Here is a 22,024-nt window from a genome sequence, read left to right as displayed (position 1 = left end):
ATGGCAGACAAACTCAGTGCCGTCAAAGGCATGAATGACATCGTGCCGCCCAAATCGGCGGCGTGGGAGTGGTTTGAAGAGCAGGTGCGCGCGCTCATGGGCAGCTACGGCTACCAGAATCTACGCACGCCCATACTCGAATACACCCCGCTGTTCGTGCGCGGCATCGGCGAAGTGACCGACATTGTTGAGAAAGAGATGTACAGCTTCACCGACGCGCTCAACGGCGAACCGCTCACGCTGCGGCCCGAAGGCACGGCGGCCGTGGTGCGCGCGTGCATCGAACATTCGCTGCTGTATGACGGCGGCAAGCGGCTCTGGTACACCGGGCCGATGTTCCGCCACGAGCGGCCACAGCGCGGGCGCTATCGCCAGTTCCATCAGGTCGGTGCCGAGGCGCTGGGTTTTGCCGGGCCGGATGTGGACGTGGAGCTCATTCTGATGGCCCGTCAGCTCTGGGCGCGTCTGGGCCTGAGTGAACTGGTCACGCTCGAAATCAACTGTCTCGGTCAGGCCGACGAGCGGGCGCGGCATCGCGTGGCGCTCATCGCCTACCTCGAACAACACATCGATCAACTCGATGAAGATGCGCGCCGCCGCCTGCACAGCAATCCGCTGCGCGTGCTCGATAGCAAGAATCCGGCCATGCAAGCGTTGGTGGAGGGGGCTCCCAAGCTCATCGACTACCTCGGCGAAGCGTCGCTGGCGCATTTCGAGGGGGTGCAGGCGCTGTTGCGCGCGGCGGGGCAGCCTTTCACCCTCAACCCGCGACTGGTGCGTGGGCTGGACTATTACAACCTCACGGTGTTCGAGTGGGTGACCGACCGGCTGGGCGCGCAGGCCACGGTCTGCGCGGGCGGGCGCTACGACGGGCTGATCGAGCAGATCGGCGGCAAGCCCACGCCAGCCTGCGGTTGGGCGCTGGGCATGGAGCGGGTGCTCGAACTGCTGATCGAAGCGGGTCAGAATGCGCCCGTGAGCGCCCCTCATGCCTACGCCGTGATGACCAGCCCTGAGTTGATGTCGCGTGTCATGCCCCTGTGCGAGTCTTTGCGTGCTGCCGGAGTGCGGGTGCAACTGCACATGGGCGGCGGCAGCATGAAGTCGCAAATGAAAAAGGCCGACGCCTCCGGCGCGCGCTGGGCGCTGGTGTTCGGTGAACAGGAATTGCAGTCCGGGCAGGTCGGTATCAAGGATCTGCGCGGCGCGCAGGATGCGCAGCAGCAGCGCATGCTCCCGCTGGAACCCTTGCAGACGCTGGTTTGCGCTCTGCTCTGAATGGCCAACCTAAAATAGCCGCTTTTCGTCCCCCATCGACCCATGAGCTACAACTTCGAAGAACAAGAGCAGATCGCCCAGATGCGCCATTTCTGGGAGCGTTGGGGCACCCAGATTTCCGCGGGCGTGTTGGCCGTCGCTGTGGGTTTCGCCGGCTATTACGGCTGGCAATGGTGGCAACGCAACCAAGGGGCGAAGGCGGCAGTGGTGTTCGAGCAGGTGCAGGCCGCCATCCAGAGCAACAACCCTGACAAGATCGAGCAGGCCTGGGCCGTCATGCAGAGCAAGGCTCCCGGCAGTGCCTATGCCGGCATGGCTGCGCTGGCCGTCGCCAAGTCCTTGCACGACGCGGGTAAAAACGAGCAGGCCATCGCCGCGCTCAAGTGGGCTTCCGAGCACGCGGCCGGACCGAGCGTGCGCTCAGTGGCCCGGCTGAATCTTTCGGCCTTGCAGATCGATGCCAAGCAATATTCAGAGGCGATCAAAACCCTGGCTGACGTGCCCGAGCCGACATTCGCGGCCCTGTTTGACATCCGCCGCGGCGATCTGGCCATGCTGCAAGGCCAGCGCGACGCGGCTCGCACTGCTTACGACGCCGCACTCAAGGCATTGCCTGCCGATTCATCACAGCGCGCTGCGGTGGAGCAAAAACTGCAGTCGGTCGGCGGAGGTGCGGCATGAGTGCGACCCGTCAGAGTTCCCGCTTTGTGGCGCCACGCTTCGTGCGGCTGGCGCGTCTGGCTCTGCCTCTCTTGCTCGTCGCGGGTTTGGGCGCTTGCGCTTCGGGCTCCAAACCGCCTGAGCCGATGCCGCTGACCCCGGTAGTCAACATTCTGACTGTCAAGCAAGCCTGGACGCAGAATATTGGCGCGGTGCCCGCGTGGTTCCAGACCGCAACACTGCCGGACGCCGTCGTCGTGGCTTCGTCCGACGGGCAGGTCATGCGCCTGAACAGCGCGACCGGGCAGGTGGTCTGGTCGGCCAAGGTGACTGCGGGCATCAGCGCGGGGACGGGGAGCGACGGCACCTTTACCGCCGTGGTCGACAAGAACAACGGCCTCGTGTCGATCGGCCCCAAGGGCCAGCTGCTGTGGCGCTATCAGTTACCGGCCACGGTGCTCACGCCGCCTTCCGTGTTCGACGGTCGCATCATCGTCCAGGCAGCCGATCAGCGCGTGTTTGCCTTTGACGCGGCGACCGGCAAGCGTTTGTGGCAAGCCGACAGTCGCGCCGCCTCCCTGCTGGTGCAACAGGCCGGTGGTATCGTGGAGCGTACCGGCGTGGTGATGATCGGCACCGGCCTCGGGCGCATCGATGCTTACGACCTGGACAACGGTTTGCCGCGCTGGCAGGCCACTCTCGCACGCCCCCGTGGCGTGACCGAGGTCGAGCGCGTGGTGGGCATTACCGGCCAACCGGCACTGCTGGGCTCGGTACTGTGCGCGCGTGCCTACCAATCCGCCGTCGGCTGCGTGGACGCCGATACCGGCCGCATGCTCTGGACGCGCACCGCCAACGGCTACACCGCGCTGAGCATGAACGATCAGGAAGTCGTCGGAACGCAGGCGAACGGCGACGTGCAGGCGTATTCGGCCACCGATGGCGTACCGAGTTGGACCAATGCCCAGATGAAATGGCGCAAGCTGAGCGCGCCGCTATTGGTCGGTCGCACGGTGGCGGTGGGTGACTATCAGGGCTATATCAGCTTTCTTTCCGCCAAGGACGGCAGCATCGTCGGCCGCGTGGCGACCGACGGCAGCGCCATCCAGTCGGCGCCCGTGGTCGTGGGCAAGACCCTGGTGGCGGTCACGGCCAAGGGCGCGGTCTACGCCTTCGTGCCGGACTGAGAGGGTGTGAACAAATCCGCCATGTCCGCTCATCGCGCCCAAACACCCCCGCTCGGCGTTACAAATGCGCACCGTGCCGACGGGCACGGCTGTGCTTTGCGCCTTGATCCGGGGCGTTTGGACGCGCTGCTCGGCCACGCCGAATCCATTCACACCCTCTGACATGACCCCTATCGTTTCGCTGGTTGGCCGACCGAACGTCGGCAAGTCCACCCTGTTCAATCGCATGACGCGTTCACGCGATGCCATCGTGGCCGACATGCCGGGCCTTACCCGCGATCGTCATTACGGCATGCTGCGCATGGCGGATCGGCCGGTCATCGTGGTCGATACCGGCGGCTTCGAGCCCGTGGTCGATACCGGCATCGTGCACCAGATGGCGCGGCAGACGCGCCAGGCCATTGCTGAGTCCGATCTGGTGGTGTTTCTGGTCGATTTGCGCACTGGGCTCAGTCCGCAAGACCTGCATATCGCCGCCGAATTGCGCAAGACCGGCAAGCCCATTCTTCTGGCCGTGAACAAGGCCGAAGGTCGGCATGGCCATCCGGCGCTGGCCGAATTCCACGAACTCGGCTTGGGCGAGCCCTTTTCCATCAGCGCCGCCCACGGTGACTCGGTGCCCGATCTGCTGGATCGCATTCTGCAAGCGCTGCCTTCCGAGCCTTCCGAGGGGATACCCGAGACCGAGGCGGCAAGCGATGTCGCCGCCGAGACCGCGCCCGGCCCCGGCGCCGAGACCACGAAGCCGCGCGAGCACAGCCTGCGTCTGGCCATTGCCGGGCGGCCCAATGTGGGCAAGTCCACACTGGTCAATGCGCTGGTCGGTGAAGAACGGGTGATTGCCTTCGACATGCCCGGCACGACCCGCGACGCGATCGAAGTGCCGTTCGAGCGCGACGGTCGCAAGTTCATCCTGATCGACACCGCCGGACTGCGGCGCAAAGGCAAGGTGTTCGAGGCGGTAGAAAAATTTTCGGTCATCAAGACGCTGCAAGCCATCGAGCAGGCCAACGTCGTCGTGCTGCTGCTCGACGCGACCGAAGGCGTTTCAGACCAGGATGCGCATATCGCCAGTTTTGCCGTTGAGGCGGGCAGGGCGCTCGTGCTGGCGGCCAACAAGTGGGATGCGGTGGACACCTACGGGCGCGAACGTCTGATGGTCGCCATCCGTCAGCGTCTGCCTTTTGTCAGCTTTGCGAAATTTCACAGCATTTCCGCCCGCACGGGCTCAGGACTGAACGGGCTGATGAAGTCGGTCATCGCCGCTCACGCCGCGGCCTATCGCAAATTGCCTACCCCCAAACTTACGCGCGCCATTATCGAAGCGGTGGCGCAGCAACAGCCGCCGCGTTCCGGCCCGGTGCGGCCCAAGTTGCGATACGCGCACCAGGGCGGCACCAACCCGCCGATCATCATCATTCATGGCAGCGCGCTCGACCGGGTGCCCGCTACCTACACGCGCTATCTGGAAGGCCAATTGCGTGAAAAATTCGACTTGACGGGCACCCCTTTGCGGGTGGAATACCGCAGCAGCACCAACCCCTACGCGCGCGACGACTGATGGCCCCGGTGCGGCGGCCTGCGCTGGCACTATGGTATTTTCCAGCCTCTTGCATTCCAGACCATGAATGCCATTTAAGCTTTCCTCACCCCAATGGAGAATAAGATGAGTAACAAAGGGCAGTTGCTACAAGACCCCTTTCTGAACCTGCTGCGCAAAGAGCATGTCCAGGTGTCGATTTATCTGGTCAATGGCATCAAGTTGCAAGGTCACATCGAATCTTTCGATCAATACGTGGTGTTGCTGCGCAATACCGTCACCCAGATGGTTTACAAGCACGCCATTTCCACGGTCGTTCCGGCACGTCCCGTCTCCTTCCAAATCGGTGAGCAAGAAGCACCCGCAGCCTGAAGGGCAGCCTCAGGGGCCTGAGCGCGCTGCATTGGTCAGCGTCCAGCAGCGACGTCCCTCATCGGACGACGCGCTGGCTGAGTTGGAGCAACTCAGCACGTCCGCCGGTTATGCCCTGGCGGGCGAGTTGTCCTGTGTGCGAGCACGGCCCGACGCGGCGACCTACATCGGCTCGGGCAAGCTCGATGAATTGAGCGAACTGGTCAGCACCACTTCGGCGGACACCATCATTTTCGACAATGCACTGAGCCCCATCCAGCAGCGCAATCTGGAGAAGGCGCTGGGCAAACCCGTCATCGACCGTACGGGCCTCATTCTCGAAATCTTCGCCCGCCGTGCGCAGAGCGCCGAAGGCAAGATGCAGGTCGAGCTCGCTCGTCTCGAACACCTGGCCACCCGCCTGGTGCGCGGCTGGACTCACCTGGAGCGCCAGACCGGCGGTATCGGCGTGCGTGGCGGCCCGGGCGAAAAGCAGATCGAGCTTGACCGCCGGATGCTCGACGACAAGATCAAGATGCTTCGCACACGTCTGGGCAAACTGGGGCGCCAGCGCATGACGCAACGCCGTGCGCGCAGGCGCACCGGCGCGTTTCGCGTGGCCTTGGTGGGCTACACCAATGCGGGCAAAAGCACGCTGTTCAACGCGCTCACCAAGTCGAAAATTTACGCGGCCGACCAGCTTTTCGCGACCCTCGACACCACCACGCGCAAGTTCTACCTGGGCCCGCAGGTCAACGTCACCCTGTCCGACACGGTGGGTTTCATCCGCGATCTGCCCCACACCTTGATCGAGGCCTTCAAGGCTACGCTCGAAGACACGCTTCAGGCCGATTTGCTGCTGCACGTTGTGGATGCCAGTTCGCCCATGTTGCGCGAGCAGATGGATGAAGTTCACGCCGTTCTGCGCGAGATCGGCGCGGACGATATTCCGCAATTCTTGATCTTCAACAAATCTGATCTGTTGCCAGTGAACCTTCAGGTTACAAATGGTCACACTCAATCTGAGGGTATCGAAGCGCGTGCTAGCATACCTCGGCTCGTCGTAAGTGCCTTGACCGGCGCTGGTGTTGCTTCCCTCAAAAGTGCGCTGCTGGAAGCGGTATTGGCTGATCCCCGCTTCCAATCTTCTGCTTCAGCTTTGTCGGACACTACTCAAATTTCCGCATGACTCCCTTACGTTTTTGGCCTCGTGTGTGGCCTTTTTCGCGCATGTTCAACCTCAATGACCCGCGTTGGGGCAAGGACGACGGCACGAACGGTCAGCAAAGCAATAACAACCAAGATCCGAACCGGCGTCCTGGCAGCGGCGGCCCGCCCGATCTCGATGAACTCTGGCGTGATTTCAACCGCAAGCTCAACGGCCTGTTCGGCAAGAAGCGCGGCTCAGGCAACGGTGGCGGCACGCCGCCGCAACGCCCCGACCTCTATCCCTCAGCCAAGGGCATGGGCGTGGGGGTCATCATTCTGGTGGTCATCGGGGTGCTGGGCTGGCTGTCTTCCGGCTTTTTCATCGTGCAGGAAGGTCAGCAGGCTGCGGTGACGCGTTTTGGCAAACTGGCCTACATCACCGACGCCGGTTTTCACTGGCGCCTGCCGTATCCGTTCGAGGCCGATGAAATTGTCAACGTCTCGCAGGTTCGGTCGGTCGAGGTCGGGCGCGGCGGCGAGGTGAAGGCAACGGGCTTGCCCGAGTCGGCCATGCTGACGGAAGACGAGAATATCGTCGACGTTCGCTTCGCCGTGCAGTACCGCATCGACAACGTGGTGGACTACCTCTACAACAACCGCAGTCCGGACGACGCGGTATCGCAGGCGGCTGAAACCGCGGTGCGCGAGGTCGTAGGCAACAAGACGCTCGACTATGTGCTCTACGAGGGCCGCGAGCAAGTCGCCAGCGATGTGCAGGTTTTGACGCAAAAAATTCTTGATCGCTACAAGACTGGCATCGTCATCACCACCGTCACGCTGCAGAACGTGCAGCCCCCGGAACAGGTGCAAGCCGCTTTCGATGACGCCATCAAGGCGGGACAAGACCGTGAACGGCTGAAGAACGAAGCCCAGGCCTACGCCAACAACGTCATTCCCCGTGCGCAGGGCACCGCGTCGCGCTTGATCCAGGACGCCGAGGCTTACAAGGCGCAGGTTGTGGCGCAGGCGCAGGGCGATACCTCTCGCTTCGATCAGATCCTGCAGCAATACGAAAAGGCGCCGCAAGTCACCCGCGAGCGTATGTATCTCCAAACCATGCAAGACATTCTTTCCAGCGTTTCCAAGGTCATGGTGGATTCGCGCAACAACAATAACCTCCTCTACATGCCACTGGATAAATTGCTACAGCAATCCGCAGGCAAGGCCCCCACGAGTGTCACGGCCGCGCCCGCTGCTCCCACCGCCGTGCCGACCTTGCCGGCGGCCTCCGTGGGCGCCGCCCCTGCGACGGCCGACAGTTCAGCGTCCGCGCCGGACGGAACCGCTCCTTCCAGTTCAAGAACCTCGCGCGATACCCTGCGTGAGCGCAACTTCCAGTGAGGGCTGAGCAATGAACAAGATCATTCTGGCTCTCGTGGCGCTGGTCGTGGCCATTCTGTTGCTGTCTTCCAGCCTGTTCGTGGTCGATCAACGGCAGTTCGCCGCCGTGTTCGGCTTGGGGCAGATCAAACGGGTCATCAGCACCCCTGGCCTGTATTTCAAGATTCCGGCGCCTTTCGAGAATGTGGTGTTTCTCGACAAGCGCATCCTGACCCTGCAAAGCCCTGATACCGATCGTTTCATCACGGCCGAGAAGAAAAACGTGGTGGTGGACTGGTATCTGAAATGGCGTATCACCAATCCGACCGAGTTCATTCGCAGTTACGGCGGCGATCAGCGACGCGCGGGCGACCGGCTTTCGCAGATCGTCAAAGCGGCGCTGAACGAGCAGATCACGCGTCGCACCGTGCGCGAGGTACTGTCTTCGCAGCGCGACCAGGTCATGAAGGACGTGCAGACCGGCATTGCGAAAGACATCAAGGGCACGGGCATTCAGATCGTCGACATGCGACTGACCCGCGTGGACTTCGTTTCCTCCATCACCCAGTCGGTTTATCGCCGCATGGAGGCCGAGCGCCAGCGCGTCGCCAACGAATTGCGTTCGACCGGCTACGCCGAGGCGGAAAAGATTCGCGCCGAGGCCGACAAGCAGCGTGAAATCGTGATTTCACAGGCGTACAGCAAGGCGCAGACCATCAAGGGCCAGGGCGATGCCGAAGCCTCGTCGATCTATGCCAAGTCGTTCGGGCAGAACCCGCAATTCGCCGAGTTCTATCGCAGCCTCGAGGCCTATCGCGCCAGCTTCAACAGCAAGTCCGATGTCCTGGTGCTCGACCCGAACAGCCAGTTCTTCCAGTTCTTCCGCGGGCCGGGTGGAGCGGCCTTGAAGCCGGGCAAATAAATCCGCGGGAAAAGACCGTCTTAACCGGCGGTCTCTGGCGGTCAGAATGCGGTGCTGCGATGCAGAACGTCTTGCTCCTTGCCATTGGCATGGTTCTGGTCATCGAAGGCCTGATGCCGCTGTTTTTCCCCCGGCAGTGGCGAGACATGTTCCGGCAGATCATGGCACTGACCGACGGTCAACTACGCTTCGTCGGTCTGATCGCCGTTGCGATCGGCCTTCTCCTGGTGTTCCTCCTCAAGTAAGCTTGGATGTTGCACGGATGACCGTGCCCCATTTTTCTGCGCGTCTTATGAGCAACTGGCGTCTTCCCGAATATTTTTCCGATGTGTTGCCGCGTGAGGCGGCGGTGATCGAGCACCTGCGCCGCGCCTGTCTCGATACGGCGCGGGGCTATGGCTATGCCCTGGTCATGCCGCCGTTGCTGGAGTTCGTCGATTCGCTGCTGTCGGGCACCGGGCAAGACCTCGATCTGCAAACTTTCAAGCTGATTGACCAGATCTCCGGGCGGGCGCTGGGCTTGCGTGCCGACATGACGCCGCAGGCCGCGCGTATCGACGCTCACTTGCTGAATCAGGATGGCGTAACGCGCGTTTGCTATTGCGGCAGCGCGGTGCGCACGCATCCCGAGGGCGTGCACGCCAGCCGGGAAATTCTGCAATTCGGCGCCGAACTGTACGGGCATGCTGGACTGGAAGCCGATCTCGAAGTGCAGCAGCTGGCGCTGGACTGCCTGCGACTGGCCGGGGTGGAGCGGGCTGCGCTCGATCTGGCCGACAATCGCATCGTGCGTGGCGTGCTGTCAGGTTTGCTGCTCGGGTCGCAAGACATGGAAGCGATTCTCGATGCACTGGCCAGCAAGGATGCCGGAGAACTGCGGTTGCTGACTCGCGACTGCACGCCAACCCAGCGCGCAGCCATTCTCGCCCTGCCCGAGCTGTACGGCGATGCGGACGTGCTCCTTGAGGCGCGGCGCGTGTTGCCGCAGCATGCACTCATTTCCCAGGCGCTCGACGATCTGTCGGCTCTGGCCCGCCACCACCAGCAGCAGGGCGCGCAGGTGCAGATCGATCTGGCCGATATGCGCGGCTATCGCTATCACAGCGGGGTGATCTTCAGCGTGTACGCACAAGGCTATGCAAATGCCGTGGCGCGTGGTGGGCGTTACGACGAAGTCGGCGCCAGCTTTGGTCGACCGCGCGCTGCCACCGGATTCTCCATGGACTTGCGCGAAGTGGCGGGCTTCGCCGCCGCGCCGCAGGCCAGCGCCGCCATTGCGGCAGAGTGGTCAACAGCCTCTGGTTTGCCGGAGGCGGTCGCCGATTTGCGACGCCGGGGTGAAACCGTGGTGCAATTACCCCCTGGCCAGGCGCACGAAGCAAGCGCCTTTAGCCGCCAACTTGTGCAGCGAGGCGGTGTCTGGCTGGTTGAAGATCGCGGCTGATCTTCCCTAACGCTATCGTTGGATAGACTGATTTACTTGAGAGAACACACGCGTGAATACTGGTCGTCATGTGGTCGTAGTGGGCACCCAATGGGGGGATGAGGGCAAAGGCAAGGTCGTCGATTGGCTGACCGATCATGCTCAGGGCGTGGTGCGCTTTCAGGGCGGTCACAACGCGGGGCATACGCTGGTGATCAACGGGCAGAAAACCGCGCTGCAGCTCATTCCTTCAGGCGTGATGCGCGTGGGCGTGGCCTGCTATGTCGGCAATGGCGTGGTGGTCGATCCGCAACACCTGTTGCTTGAAATTGGTCGCCTCGAAGCGGCTGGAGTGGATGTGCGCTCACGGCTGCACATCAGCGAGTCCTGCCCAGTCGTACTCCCTACGCATGTGGCGCTCGACAAAGCGCGCGAGGTGCGCCGCGAAAACGACGGCAGCGGCAAGATCGGCACCACCGGCAAGGGCATCGGGCCGGCTTATGAAGACAAGGTGGCCCGCCGCGCCATCCGTCTGCAAGACCTCAAGCATCCGCAGCGCCTGCAGGCCAAGCTTGCTGAAGTGCTCGATCTGCACAATTTTGTGTTGAAGAATTATTTGCACACCGATCCGCTCGATGCCGGGATGGTGATGGATCAATTGCTCAAATCCGCCGAGCAGGTGCGGCCTCTGTTGGCCGACGTGGGCTACCTGATTCATCAGGCCCATCTTCGCGGTGATCGCCTGCTGTTCGAAGGGGCGCAAGGCTCGCTGCTCGACATCGACCACGGTACTTATCCCTTCGTGACTTCGAGCAATTGCGTGGCCGGTACGGCCGCGGCGGGATCGGGCGTCGGCCCCGGCATGCTGCACTATGTGCTGGGCATCACCAAGGCGTACACCACCCGGGTGGGCAGCGGCCCCTTCCCGACGGAGTTGCCCACCACGGAGGCGGGCAGCGTGGGGCATCACCTCTCCAGCGTGGGTCAGGAATTCGGCACGGTGACGGGGCGTGCGCGCCGCTGTGGCTGGCTGGACGTCGCGGCGCTCAAGCGGGCGGTCATCATCAACGGCGTGTCGGGGCTGTGCATCACCAAGCTCGACGTGCTCGACGGCCTGCCGACCATCCGCGCCTGTGTGGGTTATATGCTCGACGGCGAACGGCGCGACGTGCTCCCGCTCGATGCCGACGAGATCGAGCGCTGCGAACCGATCTACGAAGATTTTCCGGGCTGGACGCAAAGCACCAAGGGCCTCACGACCTGGGATCAACTACCTGCTGCGGCGCGCAGCTATTTGCAGCGGGTGGGCGAGTTGATCGGCGCGCCGATCGACATGGTGTCGACCGGCCCCGACCGCGATCACACCATCGTGCTGCGGCATCCGTTTCAGGCTTGAGCGTTCGGTGCGCTCCGGCAGATTTCATTTTCCACACGTTCACAAAGGTTCGGCCATGCTCAGCGAGGACGGCAAGCATCTCTATGTTTCCTGGGACGAATACCACGCCCTGATCGAAAAACTCGCCCTCAAGGTGCATGCCTCGGGCTGGGAGTTCGATCAGATCCTCTGCCTGGCGCGAGGCGGGGTGCGGCCTGGAGACATTCTTTCTCGCATTTTCGACAAACCCCTGGCCATCATGTCCACCAGCTCCTACCGCGAAAGCGCCGGAACGGTGCAGGGCCGCCTAGACATCGCCCGCTACATCACGCTGCCGCGCGGGGAGCTTGAAGGGCGCGTGCTGCTCGTTGATGATCTGGCCGATTCGGGCGAGACCTTGAAAGCCGTTGAAAACCATTTGCGCAGCGCCGGAAAAATTACCGATCTGCGCAGCGCCGTCATCTGGGTCAAGGGCATTTCGACCTATCTGCCCGAGTACTACGTGGACATGCTGCCCACGAGCCCCTGGATACACCAGCCCTTTGAAGAGTACGACGTGCTACGTCCGACTCGTCTGGCCGAGCGCTGGAAAATCTGAGTCGGAGGTCGCTGCCAGCTCATGGGCAGCAGCTCATGGGCAATTCAGCGGCAATACTGCGAAATGAGAGCGGCGATCTTGGCGCGTTCTGCGGCGCGTTGCGCATCGTCCATGATGACCCGCTGGCCTTGGGCGTCGATTTGCACCATGCGTTGACCGCTATCGAGCACCTGGAGTTGCTTTTGCGCTTGCAGGCAGTTCTGCTGGTTCACAAGCGCCTGGGCCTGTTGCTGCTGTAGTTTGGCCTGTTCCTGCGCGGCTTGCTCGGCCTTTTTCTGTTCCGCGATTTTCTTTTCCAACTCGTTGCTGGCCTGGGGCTGCGATGCCGAGTGACTTGCGACGGCTGGAACGGCGGCGTTCGCGGCAGGGCGCTGCAGAATGTTGCTGGCGGGAATGTTGGCCGGGGGTGGCTGGTCGCTGTAATGCACCACGCCGCTGGCATCGCGCCATTTCCACTGCGCGGCGTGGGCAGACGTCATCCCCATCAGGGCCATGGCCAGAAACAGTGCGCTGCTGAAAACGCGAAATAGCGGAGCAGGTGCGAGAGTGCGCATAAGGATTCCCAAAGTCGCCGTGGTCAAAACAGGCTGCTAGCTTAGCGCGGTTGTGCGGCCTATCGGTCGGTTCGCAGCGCGCTGAGCGCCGCGGTGACGCGCACCCCTATAATTTCCTTTTGCACGGAGGCATCTATGCGTCTTGTAGGAAAAGCGCTGACTTTCGACGATGTGTTGTTGGTCCCCGCATATTCCCAGGTGTTACCCAGAGACACCAGCCTTGCGACTCGCCTGACTCGCAATATTTCCCTCAACATTCCTCTAGTGTCCGCCGCGATGGACACGGTGACGGAGTCGCGCTTGGCGATCGCCATGGCGCAGGAGGGCGGCATCGGCATCATTCACAAAAATTTCACCGCCAAGGCCCAAGCCACCGAAGTGGCGCGGGTGAAGCGTTTTGAGTCGGGCGTGCTGCGCGATCCGATCACCATCTCGCCCATCGTCAAAGTGCGCGACGTGATGCAGCTGTCGCGCCAGCATGGCATTTCCGGGTTTCCGGTGATCGAAAACGGCAAGGTAGTGGGCATCGTGACCAACCGCGACCTGCGGTTCGAGACCCGTCTCGATACCCCGGTGCGCGATGTCATGACGCCGCGCGAGCGCTTGGTGACCGTTCCTGAAGGCGCGCCGCTGGAGCAGGCCAAGGCGCTGATGCACCAGCACCGGCTGGAGCGGGTATTGGTAGTCAACGCCGAATTCGAATTGCGCGGGCTGATGACCGTCAAGGACATTCAAAAGGCCACCGAACGTCCGAATGCCGCCCGTGACCCGCAAGGCAAGCTGCGCGTGGGCGCTGCGGTGGGTGTGGGCGAGGGCACCGAAGAGCGCGTGGAGGCGCTGGCCAACGCTGGGGTCGATGTGATCGTGGTCGATACCGCGCACGGACACAGCCAGGGCGTTCTCGACCGGGTGCGCTGGGTGAAACGTAATTTCCCGCAGATCGAGGTCATAGGCGGCAATATCGCCACGGGCGCTGCGGCGCTGGCCTTGGTCGAGGCTGGGGCGGATGGGGTGAAGGTCGGCATCGGGCCGGGCTCGATCTGCACCACACGCATCATCGCCGGAGTGGGCGTGCCGCAGATCACCGCCATCTCCAATGTCGCCAAGGCGCTCGAGGGCAGCGGTGTGCCCTTGATTGCAGATGGCGGCATCCGCTACTCGGGTGATATCGCCAAGGCGATCGCCGCGGGCGCGTCCACCGTCATGATGGGCAGCATGTTCGCAGGCACCGAAGAGGCGCCGGGCGAGGCCATTCTTTATCAGGGTCGCGCGTACAAGGCTTACCGGGGCATGGGCTCCATCGGGGCGATGAAGGCGGGCTCGGCGGATCGTTATTTTCAGGATGGCGCTGAGACGACTTCGGCTTCGGGCAACGAAAAATTCGTGCCCGAGGGCATCGAAGGGCGCGTGCCGCACAAAGGGCCGCTGATCGCCATCATCTACCAACTGGTCGGCGGCGTGCGTTCGTCCATGGGCTATTGCGGCTGCGACACGATCGAGGCGATGCGCGGGCAGGCCGAGTTTGTGCAGATCACCGCAGCGGGCATGCGTGAAAGCCATGTCCACGACGTGCAGATCACGCAGGAAGCGCCCAACTATCACGTCGACTGAACTCTCATCCCCATCGTCGGCTTCGCGCCGACGCTTGCTTTCATGCACGACAAAATTCTCATCCTCGACTTCGGCTCCCAGGTCACCCAGCTCATCGCCCGCCGCGTGCGCGAGGCGCGGGTGTACTGCGAAATTCACCCTTGCGATGTGAGCGATGCTTTCGTGCGCGAGTTCGCGCCCAAGGGCATCATTCTTTCGGGCAGCCACGGCAGCACTTACGAAGACCACGAACTGCGCGCGCCGCAAGCCGTGTGGGATTTGGGCGTGCCCGTGCTGGGCATTTGCTATGGCATGCAAACCATGGCAGCGCAACTGGGCGGCAAGGTGGAATGGAGCGACCACCGCGAGTTTGGTTATGCCGAAGTGCGCGCCCGCGGTCACACCCGGCTGTTCGACGGCATTGAAGATTTCAGCACGGCCGAAGGCCACGGCATGCTCAAAGTGTGGATGAGCCACGGCGACAAGGTGACCGATATGCCGCCGGGGTTCAAGCTCATGGCGTCCACGCCGAGTTGCGCCATCGCGGGCATGGCCGACGAGGCACGCGGTTACTACGCCGTGCAGTTTCACCCCGAAGTCACCCACACCGTGCAGGGCAAGGCCATGCTCACACGTTTCGTGCGAGAGATCTGCGGCTGCCGTGGCGACTGGGTCATGGGCGATTACATCGCTGAAGCAGTGCAGAGCATTCGCGCGCAGGTCGGTGATGAGGAGGTCATCCTCGGTCTGTCGGGCGGTGTCGATTCTTCGGTGGCGGCAGCGCTGATTCACCGCGCCATCGGCGACCAGCTCACCTGCGTGTTCGTCGATCACGGCCTGCTGCGCCTGAACGAGGGCGACCTGGTGATGGACATGTTCGCGGGCAAGCTGCACGCCAAGGTGATTCGTGTGGACGCCAGCGAACTGTTCCTGGGCCAGTTGGCGGGTGTGACCGATCCCGAGAAAAAACGAAAGATCATCGGCGGGCTGTTCGTCGATGTGTTCAAGGCTGAGGCGGCCAAGCTCAAAGGCGACGGCGCCAAGGGCGCGAAGTGGCTGGCGCAGGGCACCATCTACCCCGACGTGATCGAGTCGGGCGGCGCCAAAAGCAAGAAGGCCGTCACCATCAAGAGCCATCACAACGTGGGTGGCCTGCCCGAGCAACTCGGCCTGAAACTGCTGGAGCCCCTGCGCGAACTGTTCAAGGACGAAGTGCGCGAGTTGGGCGTGGCGCTGGGCCTGCCGCCCGACATGGTCTACCGCCATCCCTTCCCCGGCCCGGGGCTGGGCGTGCGCATTCTGGGCGAGGTGAAGAAGGAGTACGCCGACCTGCTGCGCCGGGCCGACGCCATCTTCATCGAAGAGTTGCGTTCGACCCTCGACCCGGATTCCGGCAAGAGCTGGTACGAGCTGACCAGCCAGGCCTTCACCGTGTTCCTGCCGGTCAAGAGCGTGGGCGTGATGGGCGACGGCCGCACCTACGACTTTGTGGTCGCGTTGCGCGCGGTGCAGACCAGCGATTTCATGACCGCCGACTGGGCCGAGCTGCCCTATGCGCTGCTCAAAAAAGTGTCCAGCCGCATCATCAACGAGGTGCGCGGCATCAACCGCGTGACCTACGACGTGAGTTCCAAGCCGCCCGCGACCATCGAGTGGGAGTGAAATCAGGTCCTTCGGGGACTATCGTGACCTATCGAAAAACTGTCATAACGTGTTGATTTAGAAAGAAATACGTGACGGCAGCTATCGGTGGCTATCGCCGACCAGCAAAACGGATTGGCGGTAGAGGTGACGGTAGAAACCGGAGGCCGGATTAAGACCCTCCCGTTTACTATCCAGACCAAACCGGTCTTTGACGGTAAATCACTCCTCAGGAAAGCTTGTTTCATGCGGCTTTCCGAGCATCAGCAGGTCTCCTGACCCCTGACGGTAAAAGCCGTCATGAACAGGAGGAAAAACCTCGATGCTTACCGACACCGCACTACGCAATCTCAAGCCTAAGTCCAAGATTTACAAGGCTTCCGACCGCGACGGCATGTACGTAACGGTATCAACCACCGGTACCGTCACCTTCCGCTACGATTACCGTCTCAACGGCCGGCGCGAGACGCTGACCATTGGACGGTATGGGCCGTCCGGCATTTCGCTCGCGATGGCCCGCGAAAAGCTGCTGGACGCCAAGAAGGCCGTCGCCCAGGGCAAGTCCCCGGCGCATGAGAAGCAGCGCGAGAAGCGCCGCCTGACCGCCGCCAAGAACTTCGGCGACATGACCGCCCAGTGGATGGCCGGTGCCCGGATGGCCGACAGCACGCGAGCGATGCGCAAGAGCATCGTCGATCGGGACATCTTGCCGGCCTTCCAGAACCGCCTGCTCAACGAAATCACAGCCGACGACTTGCGCTCCTTGTGCGGCAAGGTGAAAGGGCGGGGCGCCCCGGCCACCGCGGTGCACATTCGCGACATCGTGAAGCAGGTCTATGCCTTCGCCATCCTGCATGGGGAGAAGGTGGACAACCCGGCGGCCGACGTGGGCGCGGCGTCGATCGCGACCTTCGTGCCCAAGGACCGTGCCTTGTCGCCCTTGGAGATCCGTCTGATGTCGCGGCAGATGGAGTCGGTGGCCACCTATCCGACCATTCGGCTGGCGTTGCGAATGATCCTGCTGACGCTGGTACGCAAGAGCGAGCTGATCGAGGCCACCTGGGACGAGGTCGATTTCGAGAACGCGACCTGGACCATCCCGAAGCAGCGGATGAAGGGGCGCAACCCACATGTGGTCTACCTGTCGCGCCAGGCGCTGGACATTCTGGTGGCACTGCACACTTGCGCGGCCGGCTCGAAGTTTGTGCTGCCATCGCGCTACGACTCAGACCATTGCATGTCTCACGCGACTCTCAATCGGGTCACGCAGATCGTGGCGCAGCGGGCCAAGGCCGCAGGCCTGCCGCTGGAGCCGTTCACCGTCCACGATCTGCGCCGCACAGGTTCGACGTTGCTCAACGAGATCGGGTTCAACCGAGACTGGATCGAGAAGTGCCTTGCGCACGAAGAAGGGCGTTCCTCGCGCTCAATCTACAACAAGGCCGAGTACGCCGAGCAGCGGCGCCACATGCTGCAGGAGTGGGCCAACATGGTCGATGCCTGGATCGACGGGCAGACCTATGTGCCGAAGCTGATGCCGGACAACGTGGTCGTGCCGGTGTTGAGTGCGATGGCCTGAAGCAGGACCAAGGTTGTCACTTGACAACCTTGGTAATTATTCCCATACTGGAGACTGTTGATGGCCCGGTCCTCTCATCCGAAGAAAGAAGTCGAGGAAGCACTCAGGCACGCCGAAGGGCAGGGCTGGCGTGTGGAAGTCGGTGGCAGCCACGCCTGGGGGCGGATTTATTGTCCGTACAACGATGCGGAGTGTCGCTGCGGCGAATTCTGTATCACCAGCGTGTGGAGTACGCCGAAGAACCCTAGCAACCATGCGCGTGCCTTGCGGCGAGTCGTGGACAACTGCACGACGCACCGCAAGCAGCAGGAGGCAGCCGACGATGCCGAGGAGTAGCACGATGGAATACACCTTCACCCTGAAATACCAACTCGCCGACGATGACCGTGACCCGGATGCACTGGTCGAGCGTCTGGGCGAGGCCGGGTGCGACGATGCCCTGGTCGGCATCGGGCAGCCGGGGCGGCTCGCGCTGGAGTTCACCCGAGAGGCGGACAGTGCGGACGCGGCTGTGCGCAGCGCGTTGGCCGACGTGCGGAGCGTCGTGCCATCGGCCAGGCTGATCGAGGTCGCGCCTGATCTAGTTGGGCTGACCGACGTGGCCGACATCGTGGGCGTGTCGCGGCAGAACATGCGCAAGCTGATGCTGGCCCATCCGGGCAGCTTCCCAGCGCCGGTGCATGAGGGCAGCGCGTCGATCTGGCACTTGGCGGATGTGCTGGCCTGGCTGCAGGCAAAGGGTAGCTACTCGCTGGCCATGGACGTTCTGGAGGTGGCGTGCGTTGCCTTGCAGGTCAACGTGGCCAAGGAGGGGCGGCGGTTATCGCGCTCAGCTTCCGACGAGCTGGAAGCTCTCGTTGGATGAGGCCGTCGCCAGCCTCATTCCTGACCGGAACCCGCCCGAACAGGGCGGGTTTTTCGCAGGTGGACATCCGGCTTGGCGGCGCTGATGCGAGGGGCTTGCTTGCGCTCCTCGATCCAGGCCTCCACCTCGGCCAGGTCCCACACCACGCAGCGCGGCGTCAAATTGAAACGCTGAGGGAACTCGCCGCGACGCTCCATTTCGTAGATCGTCGTTTCGGCCAAGGGGACGATCTGACGCAACTCATGACGGCGGATGGTGCGCCGAAATGGCAGCAGGCCGTGCTTCGGGAACTGGGGGAGATCGCCGTAGGCGATCGAGCCGGGCAGGGGGAGGGCGGACGGCGAGCGCATCTCGGTACCGTTGACTCGGCCTATGTTTCCTGTCGGGTTATTCTCCATGTCGAACTCCGTGGTTGTCCGGCGATATGAGTTGCCACCGCATGACGACATGGTGGCTTTCAATTGCTATCGCGGGAACTCACTGGAGCGTAGAGAGGCGTACTGAAGACAAATAGCCAAGGAAAAGGGGGAGAGTATGGCGACGACAACGGTTTCTCCGATTCATTTCGAGGACTACAGCGGCATCCAGTTTGAGCGCCTTGTCTTTGCATACCACGTGCGCGCTGGCTGGCGTGACCTGATCTGGCATGGCCAATCGGGAGGCGACAAAGGGCGGGACATCGCGGGTATCGAGCCATTCGACGACCAGCCGGCACGCAAGACCATCATCCAATGCGCGAACCGGGACACGCTGACCCTAGCGAAGGCCAAGGGCGATATGTCCAAGGCGGTCAAAGCCGCTGGCGGGACGCCGAATGCTTTCAAGTTCGTCTCTCGTGGCCCTGTTTCGGACGCCAGCCGAACTCGAATCGAGCAAGCCGCGGCATCCCTCGGTGTTGCGCATGTGACGATATGGTCAGGTGTGGAATTCGAGGAGAACCTGCGGCTTCGCGCCGAGTACCTGCTGCATCGTTTCGTCCATGGCATCGAGTTTCCCGACGCTGAGATGGAGATCCGAAAGTTCGTGGACGACTTCCCCGATCTCTCGGATGCCGATGCACTGCAGTTGATGGCGGCCGTGTTCGATCGCCCGGTCTTTCGGACACCGTTTCAGCAGGAAAGCTCCCTGCCTGCCTTTCAGCAGGCGATCGAAGACACCATTGGCGCACTCAACACCGGCGTTTGGCGGACGCGCGAGGGAGACGAGATCAGGCGTATCCCCTCGATCCATCATCTTCGAGATCAACGCATCCAGGCAGTGCTTGCAAAGGTGGTTCGCCAGGTCGATGGGCTTCGTCGCATCTTTGTGACCCGTCTCAAGGAAGGGGAGATCAGGCACTGTGGGTGCGGTCAGCCGAATTGCCCCACGTACATGCTCACGCATCGCGTTGCCGACGAACTGGACGAAGCCAGACGGAAAATTCTGACGATGTTTCGATCGGTGTATGCGCCCTTTGACGTGAGTCTTCAGTAGGCGAGCATGGAAATGGCATTGTCCGAAGAACAAATTCGGTACCTCAATCACCATCCGCCAGGCGAGGCCGTGGCTCGCGCGTTGTCCGAACTACTGGTCAATGACCGTGACTTGCTCGGTATCGACACCAACGAACGATCCATCACCTTTCGCTTCGCGATGTATCTCCAACGGCATTTTCCTGATTGGACCGTAGATTGCGAATACAACCGGGATGGCGCTGAGCCGAAGAGGCTCGGACATCTGGAGCTGTATCCGGACAGCGAGGATGATGAGGCGAAGACCGTATTTCCAGATGTGATCGTTCATCGACGAGGCACGAGAAACAACTATCTGGTCTTCGAGTTAAAGAAGTCAACGAGCCGTGTTGACCGGCAAATCGACCTTCGGAAACTTCGGGGCTATAAGCAGCAGCTTGGCTACGAGCATGCCCTGTTTGTGGAGGTTGGAACCGAGGGGCGGGCGATCATCACCATGCTTGAATGGGCTTGAGAGGTAACAGGGAAAACTCATGACACGCATTCCACCGTTCAGCTCACAGCACCTTGAAGCTGCGTGCCGCGTGCTCGCCGATACCGAGCGTGGCCTGAGCGGCACGCAGATCGAACGCCTGCTGCAAGAAATCGAGATTGCCGACACGTCGCCCGGCATGACCAAGTGGAAGCGGTTGTTCAATGCGCTGGCCGGCGCGCAGAACCACCACCAAATCGGCAACCATCTCATCATGTTCATCAATCGCGCGATGAACCCGGTGAGCTATGCCCGCGATCCTGCGACGTTCGCCTGGCGGCGCGACGAACTCAATGTCGTCCTTGCCTTCTCCGGTTTCTACGTGCGCGACGACGGCAAGGTCGGGTACGCCGACAAGGCCACGACGCTTGATGCCGCTCGCGCCCGCGCGGGACGACTCAAGGCCGCGCTGGAAAGCCGCGTCGTCCATGCGGAAGTGCTGAACTACTGCCGCGCGGAGTTGGTGGACGAAAACTACTTCCATGCCGTGTTCGAGGCAACGAAAGGTGTTGCGGAGCGGATTCGCCTGTTGTCGGGCCTGAACGGCGATGGCGCGGACTTGGTGAACAAGGCATTCGCAGGCCAGCAACCCGTTCTCGCCTTGGGACCGCTCACCACCGAGTCCGAAAAGAGCGAGCAGAAAGGCTTTACCAACTTGCTGATTGGCCTATTTGGTGCCGTGCGCAATCCGCTGGCCCATGCGCCCAAGACGAATTGGCCCATGTCCGAACAGGACGCACTGGACATCCTGACGCTGGTATCGCTGATTCACCGCAAGCTGGATGGCACCACGAAATTAGCGGCCGTATCGCCGTAAGGGAGAGACAGGAATGGACGAGGCGATCGTTGTCTTCTCTCGAAAAGGGATTTTCCAGACCACGATCGCCGCGCGCGACGTTCGCAGTCGGGAACATGCGCGCAAGCTGTGGCCCCTGGTATCTCCCGGCGCATCACGGCAGATGGTGACGTGGGTCAGCCCTTCCTTCGAGAGTGGGAAGTTGCGTCGGCGCTCCCATTTCCGGGTGCTTCCTGCCCAGCACACCTTCAACCCCAAAGCGCACTTCGACGATGAAGAGGCCAGCCGGTGACGCGCCGTGCAGGAAAGCCCTGAACACCGGCGGGCGAAAGAACTTGTCGCGGCTGAACTCTCACGACGCCTGCATGCCGGGCTTGCGATGCCGTGGGCGTTCAAGGATGCGGATGCGTCGGACTATCCGCTGGAAGGCAACTTGTTGCTCGGCGCCGACCAGGTGGCAACCGAGCATCCCCTGGAGACGCCATTCGGCAGCACATTCCGGCTTGACGTGGCTGTGCTCGGGCCGCCGGTCCAGGCCGAGCCGATGGTGCTGGGCGGCGTTGAAATTGAACTCGGCCACGCCTTTGACGGGCGGAAGGCGCTGATCGGAAAGTCGCTAGGATTCCCGCTGATCTCCATCGACATCACCGAGATGACGCTGGACGAACTCACGCCCGAGTGGGCACAGCGGGTACTGACCGCAACCACGCGGAGCCACGAGCAAGGACGCCGGCAGAGCTACATCTATCTCCACGACCTGCTGTACCCCCTCTACGCGCAATTGCCGGCGTTTCTGGATGACGAGCAACGCCATCAGTTCCTTGTGTTTGCCGACGATGAGACCTTGAACAAGTTGGTGCGCTGGATGAACCTGCTCGCCGAAAAGCTGGAGTACCCGAAGGGTACGGTCGCCGTTGCCCTGGTCAACGGCAAGAACGAGCAGTCCCGCAAGATGCTGGAACGCGCGGGGCAAGTCGTTGGCCCCGACTGGAGTGAGTTCAACGCCCAGCGATGCCTACGGCTGACCCTACCGCGTCCCAGAGGCCCGGCGGACCTCCAGGCCCATCGCTTCCACATGACGATGGCGCGCATCCTGCTGTCGCACACCGATGCGCTCGTTGGCTACAAGTATTGTTCGTGCCGATGGAATTTT

At 62.2% G+C, this 22,024-nt stretch carries 25 protein-coding genes; 23 read left to right on the top strand and 2 right to left on the bottom strand.

From position 1 onward, the window contains the following. The 13 genes from hisS to B3H47_RS12010 all read left to right on the top strand — a co-directional run bounded on the left by hisS (window position 1) and on the right by B3H47_RS12010 (window position 11,863). Window positions 1–1,278, top strand: a complete 1,278-nt coding sequence (gene hisS, locus B3H47_RS12070; RefSeq protein WP_276709166.1) for a histidine--tRNA ligase — start codon at window positions 1–3, stop codon at window positions 1,276–1,278. Between the two features lie 42 nt (window positions 1,279–1,320). Further along, window positions 1,321–1,959, top strand: a complete 639-nt coding sequence (locus B3H47_RS12065; RefSeq protein WP_276709165.1) for a YfgM family protein — start codon at window positions 1,321–1,323, stop codon at window positions 1,957–1,959. After that, a complete protein-coding gene (bamB, locus tag B3H47_RS12060; RefSeq protein WP_286987189.1) occupies window positions 1,956–3,125 on the top strand; it encodes an outer membrane protein assembly factor BamB in 1,170 nt (389 codons plus the stop codon). The genes B3H47_RS12065 and bamB overlap by 4 nt, the downstream gene beginning before the upstream one ends. 21 nt (window positions 3,126–3,146) lie before the next feature. Further along, window positions 3,147–3,287, top strand: a complete 141-nt coding sequence (locus B3H47_RS12055; protein ID WP_286987187.1) for a hypothetical protein — start codon at window positions 3,147–3,149, stop codon at window positions 3,285–3,287. A gap of 1 nt (window position 3,288) precedes the next feature. Beyond that, the gene (gene der / locus B3H47_RS12050; RefSeq protein ID WP_286987185.1) at window positions 3,289–4,686 is read left to right on the top strand and encodes a ribosome biogenesis GTPase Der; all 1,398 of its coding nucleotides are present in this window, start codon (window positions 3,289–3,291) and stop codon (window positions 4,684–4,686) included. A 105-nt stretch (window positions 4,687–4,791) separates the two neighbouring features. Further along, a complete protein-coding gene (hfq, locus tag B3H47_RS12045; protein WP_013123378.1) occupies window positions 4,792–5,037 on the top strand; it encodes an RNA chaperone Hfq in 246 nt (81 codons plus the stop codon). Further along, complete coding sequence (gene hflX / locus B3H47_RS12040) at window positions 5,012–6,205, top strand: GTPase HflX (RefSeq protein ID WP_286987183.1); 1,194 nt, start codon at window positions 5,012–5,014, stop codon at window positions 6,203–6,205. Before hfq ends, hflX begins: the two co-directional genes overlap by 26 nt. 41 nt (window positions 6,206–6,246) lie before the next feature. Next, window positions 6,247–7,566 (top strand): FtsH protease activity modulator HflK, encoded by a 1,320-nt coding sequence (gene hflK / locus B3H47_RS12035; protein ID WP_286987239.1) that lies wholly within the window; start codon window positions 6,247–6,249, stop codon window positions 7,564–7,566. Window positions 7,567–7,576: 10 nt separating this feature from the next. Then, the gene (hflC, locus tag B3H47_RS12030) at window positions 7,577–8,467 is read left to right on the top strand and encodes a protease modulator HflC (protein ID WP_013106147.1); all 891 of its coding nucleotides are present in this window, start codon (window positions 7,577–7,579) and stop codon (window positions 8,465–8,467) included. A 59-nt stretch (window positions 8,468–8,526) separates the two neighbouring features. Then, on the top strand, window positions 8,527–8,712 hold the full coding sequence (locus B3H47_RS12025) for a DUF2065 domain-containing protein (RefSeq protein WP_013123375.1): 186 nt from the start codon (window positions 8,527–8,529) through the stop codon (window positions 8,710–8,712). 47 nt (window positions 8,713–8,759) lie between these two features. Then, a complete protein-coding gene (locus B3H47_RS12020; RefSeq protein WP_276709153.1) occupies window positions 8,760–9,911 on the top strand; it encodes an ATP phosphoribosyltransferase regulatory subunit in 1,152 nt (383 codons plus the stop codon). 52 nt (window positions 9,912–9,963) lie between these two features. Beyond that, the gene (locus B3H47_RS12015; RefSeq protein WP_286987181.1) at window positions 9,964–11,286 is read left to right on the top strand and encodes an adenylosuccinate synthase; all 1,323 of its coding nucleotides are present in this window, start codon (window positions 9,964–9,966) and stop codon (window positions 11,284–11,286) included. A gap of 55 nt (window positions 11,287–11,341) precedes the next feature. Next, window positions 11,342–11,863, top strand: a complete 522-nt coding sequence (locus B3H47_RS12010; protein WP_013123372.1) for a phosphoribosyltransferase — start codon at window positions 11,342–11,344, stop codon at window positions 11,861–11,863. Between the two features lie 44 nt (window positions 11,864–11,907). Here B3H47_RS12010 and B3H47_RS12005 read toward each other — a convergent pair whose 3' ends face one another. Then, a complete protein-coding gene (locus B3H47_RS12005) occupies window positions 11,908–12,417 on the bottom strand; it encodes a DUF4124 domain-containing protein (RefSeq protein ID WP_286987179.1) in 510 nt (169 codons plus the stop codon). 135 nt (window positions 12,418–12,552) lie between these two features. Here B3H47_RS12005 and guaB point away from each other — a divergent pair, with 135 nt between their 5' ends. From guaB to B3H47_RS11980, 5 genes are all read left to right on the top strand, one after another. After that, window positions 12,553–14,028, top strand: coding sequence for an IMP dehydrogenase (guaB, locus tag B3H47_RS12000; protein WP_286987177.1), 1,476 nt, complete (start codon window positions 12,553–12,555; stop codon window positions 14,026–14,028). A gap of 42 nt (window positions 14,029–14,070) precedes the next feature. Next, window positions 14,071–15,669: a glutamine-hydrolyzing GMP synthase gene (guaA, locus tag B3H47_RS11995; RefSeq protein WP_286987174.1), complete on the top strand. Its 1,599-nt coding sequence runs from the start codon at window positions 14,071–14,073 to the stop codon at window positions 15,667–15,669. Window positions 15,670–15,970: 301 nt separating this feature from the next. Further along, the gene (locus B3H47_RS11990; protein ID WP_286987160.1) at window positions 15,971–17,227 is read left to right on the top strand and encodes a tyrosine-type recombinase/integrase; all 1,257 of its coding nucleotides are present in this window, start codon (window positions 15,971–15,973) and stop codon (window positions 17,225–17,227) included. 60 nt (window positions 17,228–17,287) lie between these two features. Beyond that, entirely contained in the window at window positions 17,288–17,563 is a 276-nt protein-coding gene (locus tag B3H47_RS11985; RefSeq protein WP_286987152.1) for a hypothetical protein, read from the top strand. A 4-nt stretch (window positions 17,564–17,567) separates the two neighbouring features. Then, a complete protein-coding gene (locus B3H47_RS11980) occupies window positions 17,568–18,092 on the top strand; it encodes a helix-turn-helix transcriptional regulator (protein ID WP_286987150.1) in 525 nt (174 codons plus the stop codon). Window positions 18,093–18,106: 14 nt separating this feature from the next. Here the strand turns inward: B3H47_RS11980 and B3H47_RS11975 are convergent, their stop codons facing one another. Next, window positions 18,107–18,490 carry a helix-turn-helix transcriptional regulator gene (locus tag B3H47_RS11975; protein ID WP_286987148.1) on the bottom strand — a complete coding sequence of 128 codons (384 nt, stop codon included), beginning with the start codon at window positions 18,488–18,490 and terminating at the stop codon, window positions 18,107–18,109. Window positions 18,491–18,626: 136 nt separating this feature from the next. On the opposite strand from B3H47_RS11975, the gene B3H47_RS11970 reads away from it, so the two are divergent. The 5 genes from B3H47_RS11970 to B3H47_RS11950 form a co-directional block, all read left to right on the top strand. Then, entirely contained in the window at window positions 18,627–19,565 is a 939-nt protein-coding gene (locus B3H47_RS11970) for a hypothetical protein (RefSeq protein WP_286987147.1), read from the top strand. A 12-nt stretch (window positions 19,566–19,577) separates the two neighbouring features. Then, window positions 19,578–20,057, top strand: coding sequence for a hypothetical protein (locus B3H47_RS11965; RefSeq protein WP_286987144.1), 480 nt, complete (start codon window positions 19,578–19,580; stop codon window positions 20,055–20,057). Window positions 20,058–20,076: 19 nt separating this feature from the next. Further along, window positions 20,077–20,892 (top strand): TIGR02391 family protein, encoded by an 816-nt coding sequence (locus B3H47_RS11960; protein WP_286987143.1) that lies wholly within the window; start codon window positions 20,077–20,079, stop codon window positions 20,890–20,892. A gap of 13 nt (window positions 20,893–20,905) precedes the next feature. Continuing rightward, a complete protein-coding gene (locus B3H47_RS11955) occupies window positions 20,906–21,163 on the top strand; it encodes a hypothetical protein (RefSeq protein WP_286987142.1) in 258 nt (85 codons plus the stop codon). A gap of 6 nt (window positions 21,164–21,169) precedes the next feature. Further along, window positions 21,170–22,024, top strand: an 855-nt coding sequence (locus B3H47_RS11950) for a hypothetical protein (RefSeq protein WP_286987140.1), incomplete at its 3' end; no start/stop codon positions are given.

The organism is Thiomonas sp. UBA7699 (genome assembly GCF_002482605.1).
GTDB lineage: Bacteria > Pseudomonadota > Gammaproteobacteria > Burkholderiales > Burkholderiaceae_C > Thiomonas > Thiomonas arsenitoxydans.
The sequence above is the reverse complement of the archived record's forward strand: the minus strand, read 5'-3'. Positions and strand labels throughout refer to the sequence as shown.

Excerpts from the sequence above, each read along its gene's own strand:
- B3H47_RS12020 (WP_276709153.1), top strand. The coding sequence starts at position 8,760 with ATGAGCAACTGGCGTCTTCCCGAATATTTTTCCGATGTGTTGCCGCGT.
- B3H47_RS11955 (WP_286987142.1), top strand. The coding sequence starts at position 20,906 with ATGGACGAGGCGATCGTTGTCTTCTCTCGAAAAGGGATTTTCCAGACC.
- B3H47_RS11985 (WP_286987152.1), top strand. The coding sequence starts at position 17,288 with ATGGCCCGGTCCTCTCATCCGAAGAAAGAAGTCGAGGAAGCACTCAGG.
- guaB (WP_286987177.1), top strand. The coding sequence starts at position 12,553 with ATGCGTCTTGTAGGAAAAGCGCTGACTTTCGACGATGTGTTGTTGGTC.
- B3H47_RS11975 (WP_286987148.1), bottom strand. The coding sequence starts at position 18,490 with ATGGAGAATAACCCGACAGGAAACATAGGCCGAGTCAACGGTACCGAG.
- der (WP_286987185.1), top strand. The coding sequence starts at position 3,289 with ATGACCCCTATCGTTTCGCTGGTTGGCCGACCGAACGTCGGCAAGTCC.
- B3H47_RS12025 (WP_013123375.1), top strand. The coding sequence starts at position 8,527 with ATGCAGAACGTCTTGCTCCTTGCCATTGGCATGGTTCTGGTCATCGAA.
- B3H47_RS12055 (WP_286987187.1), top strand. The coding sequence starts at position 3,147 with ATGTCCGCTCATCGCGCCCAAACACCCCCGCTCGGCGTTACAAATGCG.
- B3H47_RS12005 (WP_286987179.1), bottom strand. The coding sequence starts at position 12,417 with ATGCGCACTCTCGCACCTGCTCCGCTATTTCGCGTTTTCAGCAGCGCA.
- B3H47_RS12010 (WP_013123372.1), top strand. The coding sequence starts at position 11,342 with ATGCTCAGCGAGGACGGCAAGCATCTCTATGTTTCCTGGGACGAATAC.
- hflC (WP_013106147.1), top strand. The coding sequence starts at position 7,577 with ATGAACAAGATCATTCTGGCTCTCGTGGCGCTGGTCGTGGCCATTCTG.
- hisS (WP_276709166.1), top strand. The coding sequence starts at position 1 with ATGGCAGACAAACTCAGTGCCGTCAAAGGCATGAATGACATCGTGCCG.
- bamB (WP_286987189.1), top strand. The coding sequence starts at position 1,956 with ATGAGTGCGACCCGTCAGAGTTCCCGCTTTGTGGCGCCACGCTTCGTG.
- B3H47_RS11990 (WP_286987160.1), top strand. The coding sequence starts at position 15,971 with ATGCTTACCGACACCGCACTACGCAATCTCAAGCCTAAGTCCAAGATT.
- guaA (WP_286987174.1), top strand. The coding sequence starts at position 14,071 with ATGCACGACAAAATTCTCATCCTCGACTTCGGCTCCCAGGTCACCCAG.
- B3H47_RS11960 (WP_286987143.1), top strand. The coding sequence starts at position 20,077 with ATGACACGCATTCCACCGTTCAGCTCACAGCACCTTGAAGCTGCGTGC.
- B3H47_RS11965 (WP_286987144.1), top strand. The coding sequence starts at position 19,578 with ATGGCATTGTCCGAAGAACAAATTCGGTACCTCAATCACCATCCGCCA.
- hflK (WP_286987239.1), top strand. The coding sequence starts at position 6,247 with ATGTTCAACCTCAATGACCCGCGTTGGGGCAAGGACGACGGCACGAAC.
- hfq (WP_013123378.1), top strand. The coding sequence starts at position 4,792 with ATGAGTAACAAAGGGCAGTTGCTACAAGACCCCTTTCTGAACCTGCTG.
- B3H47_RS12065 (WP_276709165.1), top strand. The coding sequence starts at position 1,321 with ATGAGCTACAACTTCGAAGAACAAGAGCAGATCGCCCAGATGCGCCAT.
- B3H47_RS11980 (WP_286987150.1), top strand. The coding sequence starts at position 17,568 with ATGGAATACACCTTCACCCTGAAATACCAACTCGCCGACGATGACCGT.
- B3H47_RS11970 (WP_286987147.1), top strand. The coding sequence starts at position 18,627 with ATGGCGACGACAACGGTTTCTCCGATTCATTTCGAGGACTACAGCGGC.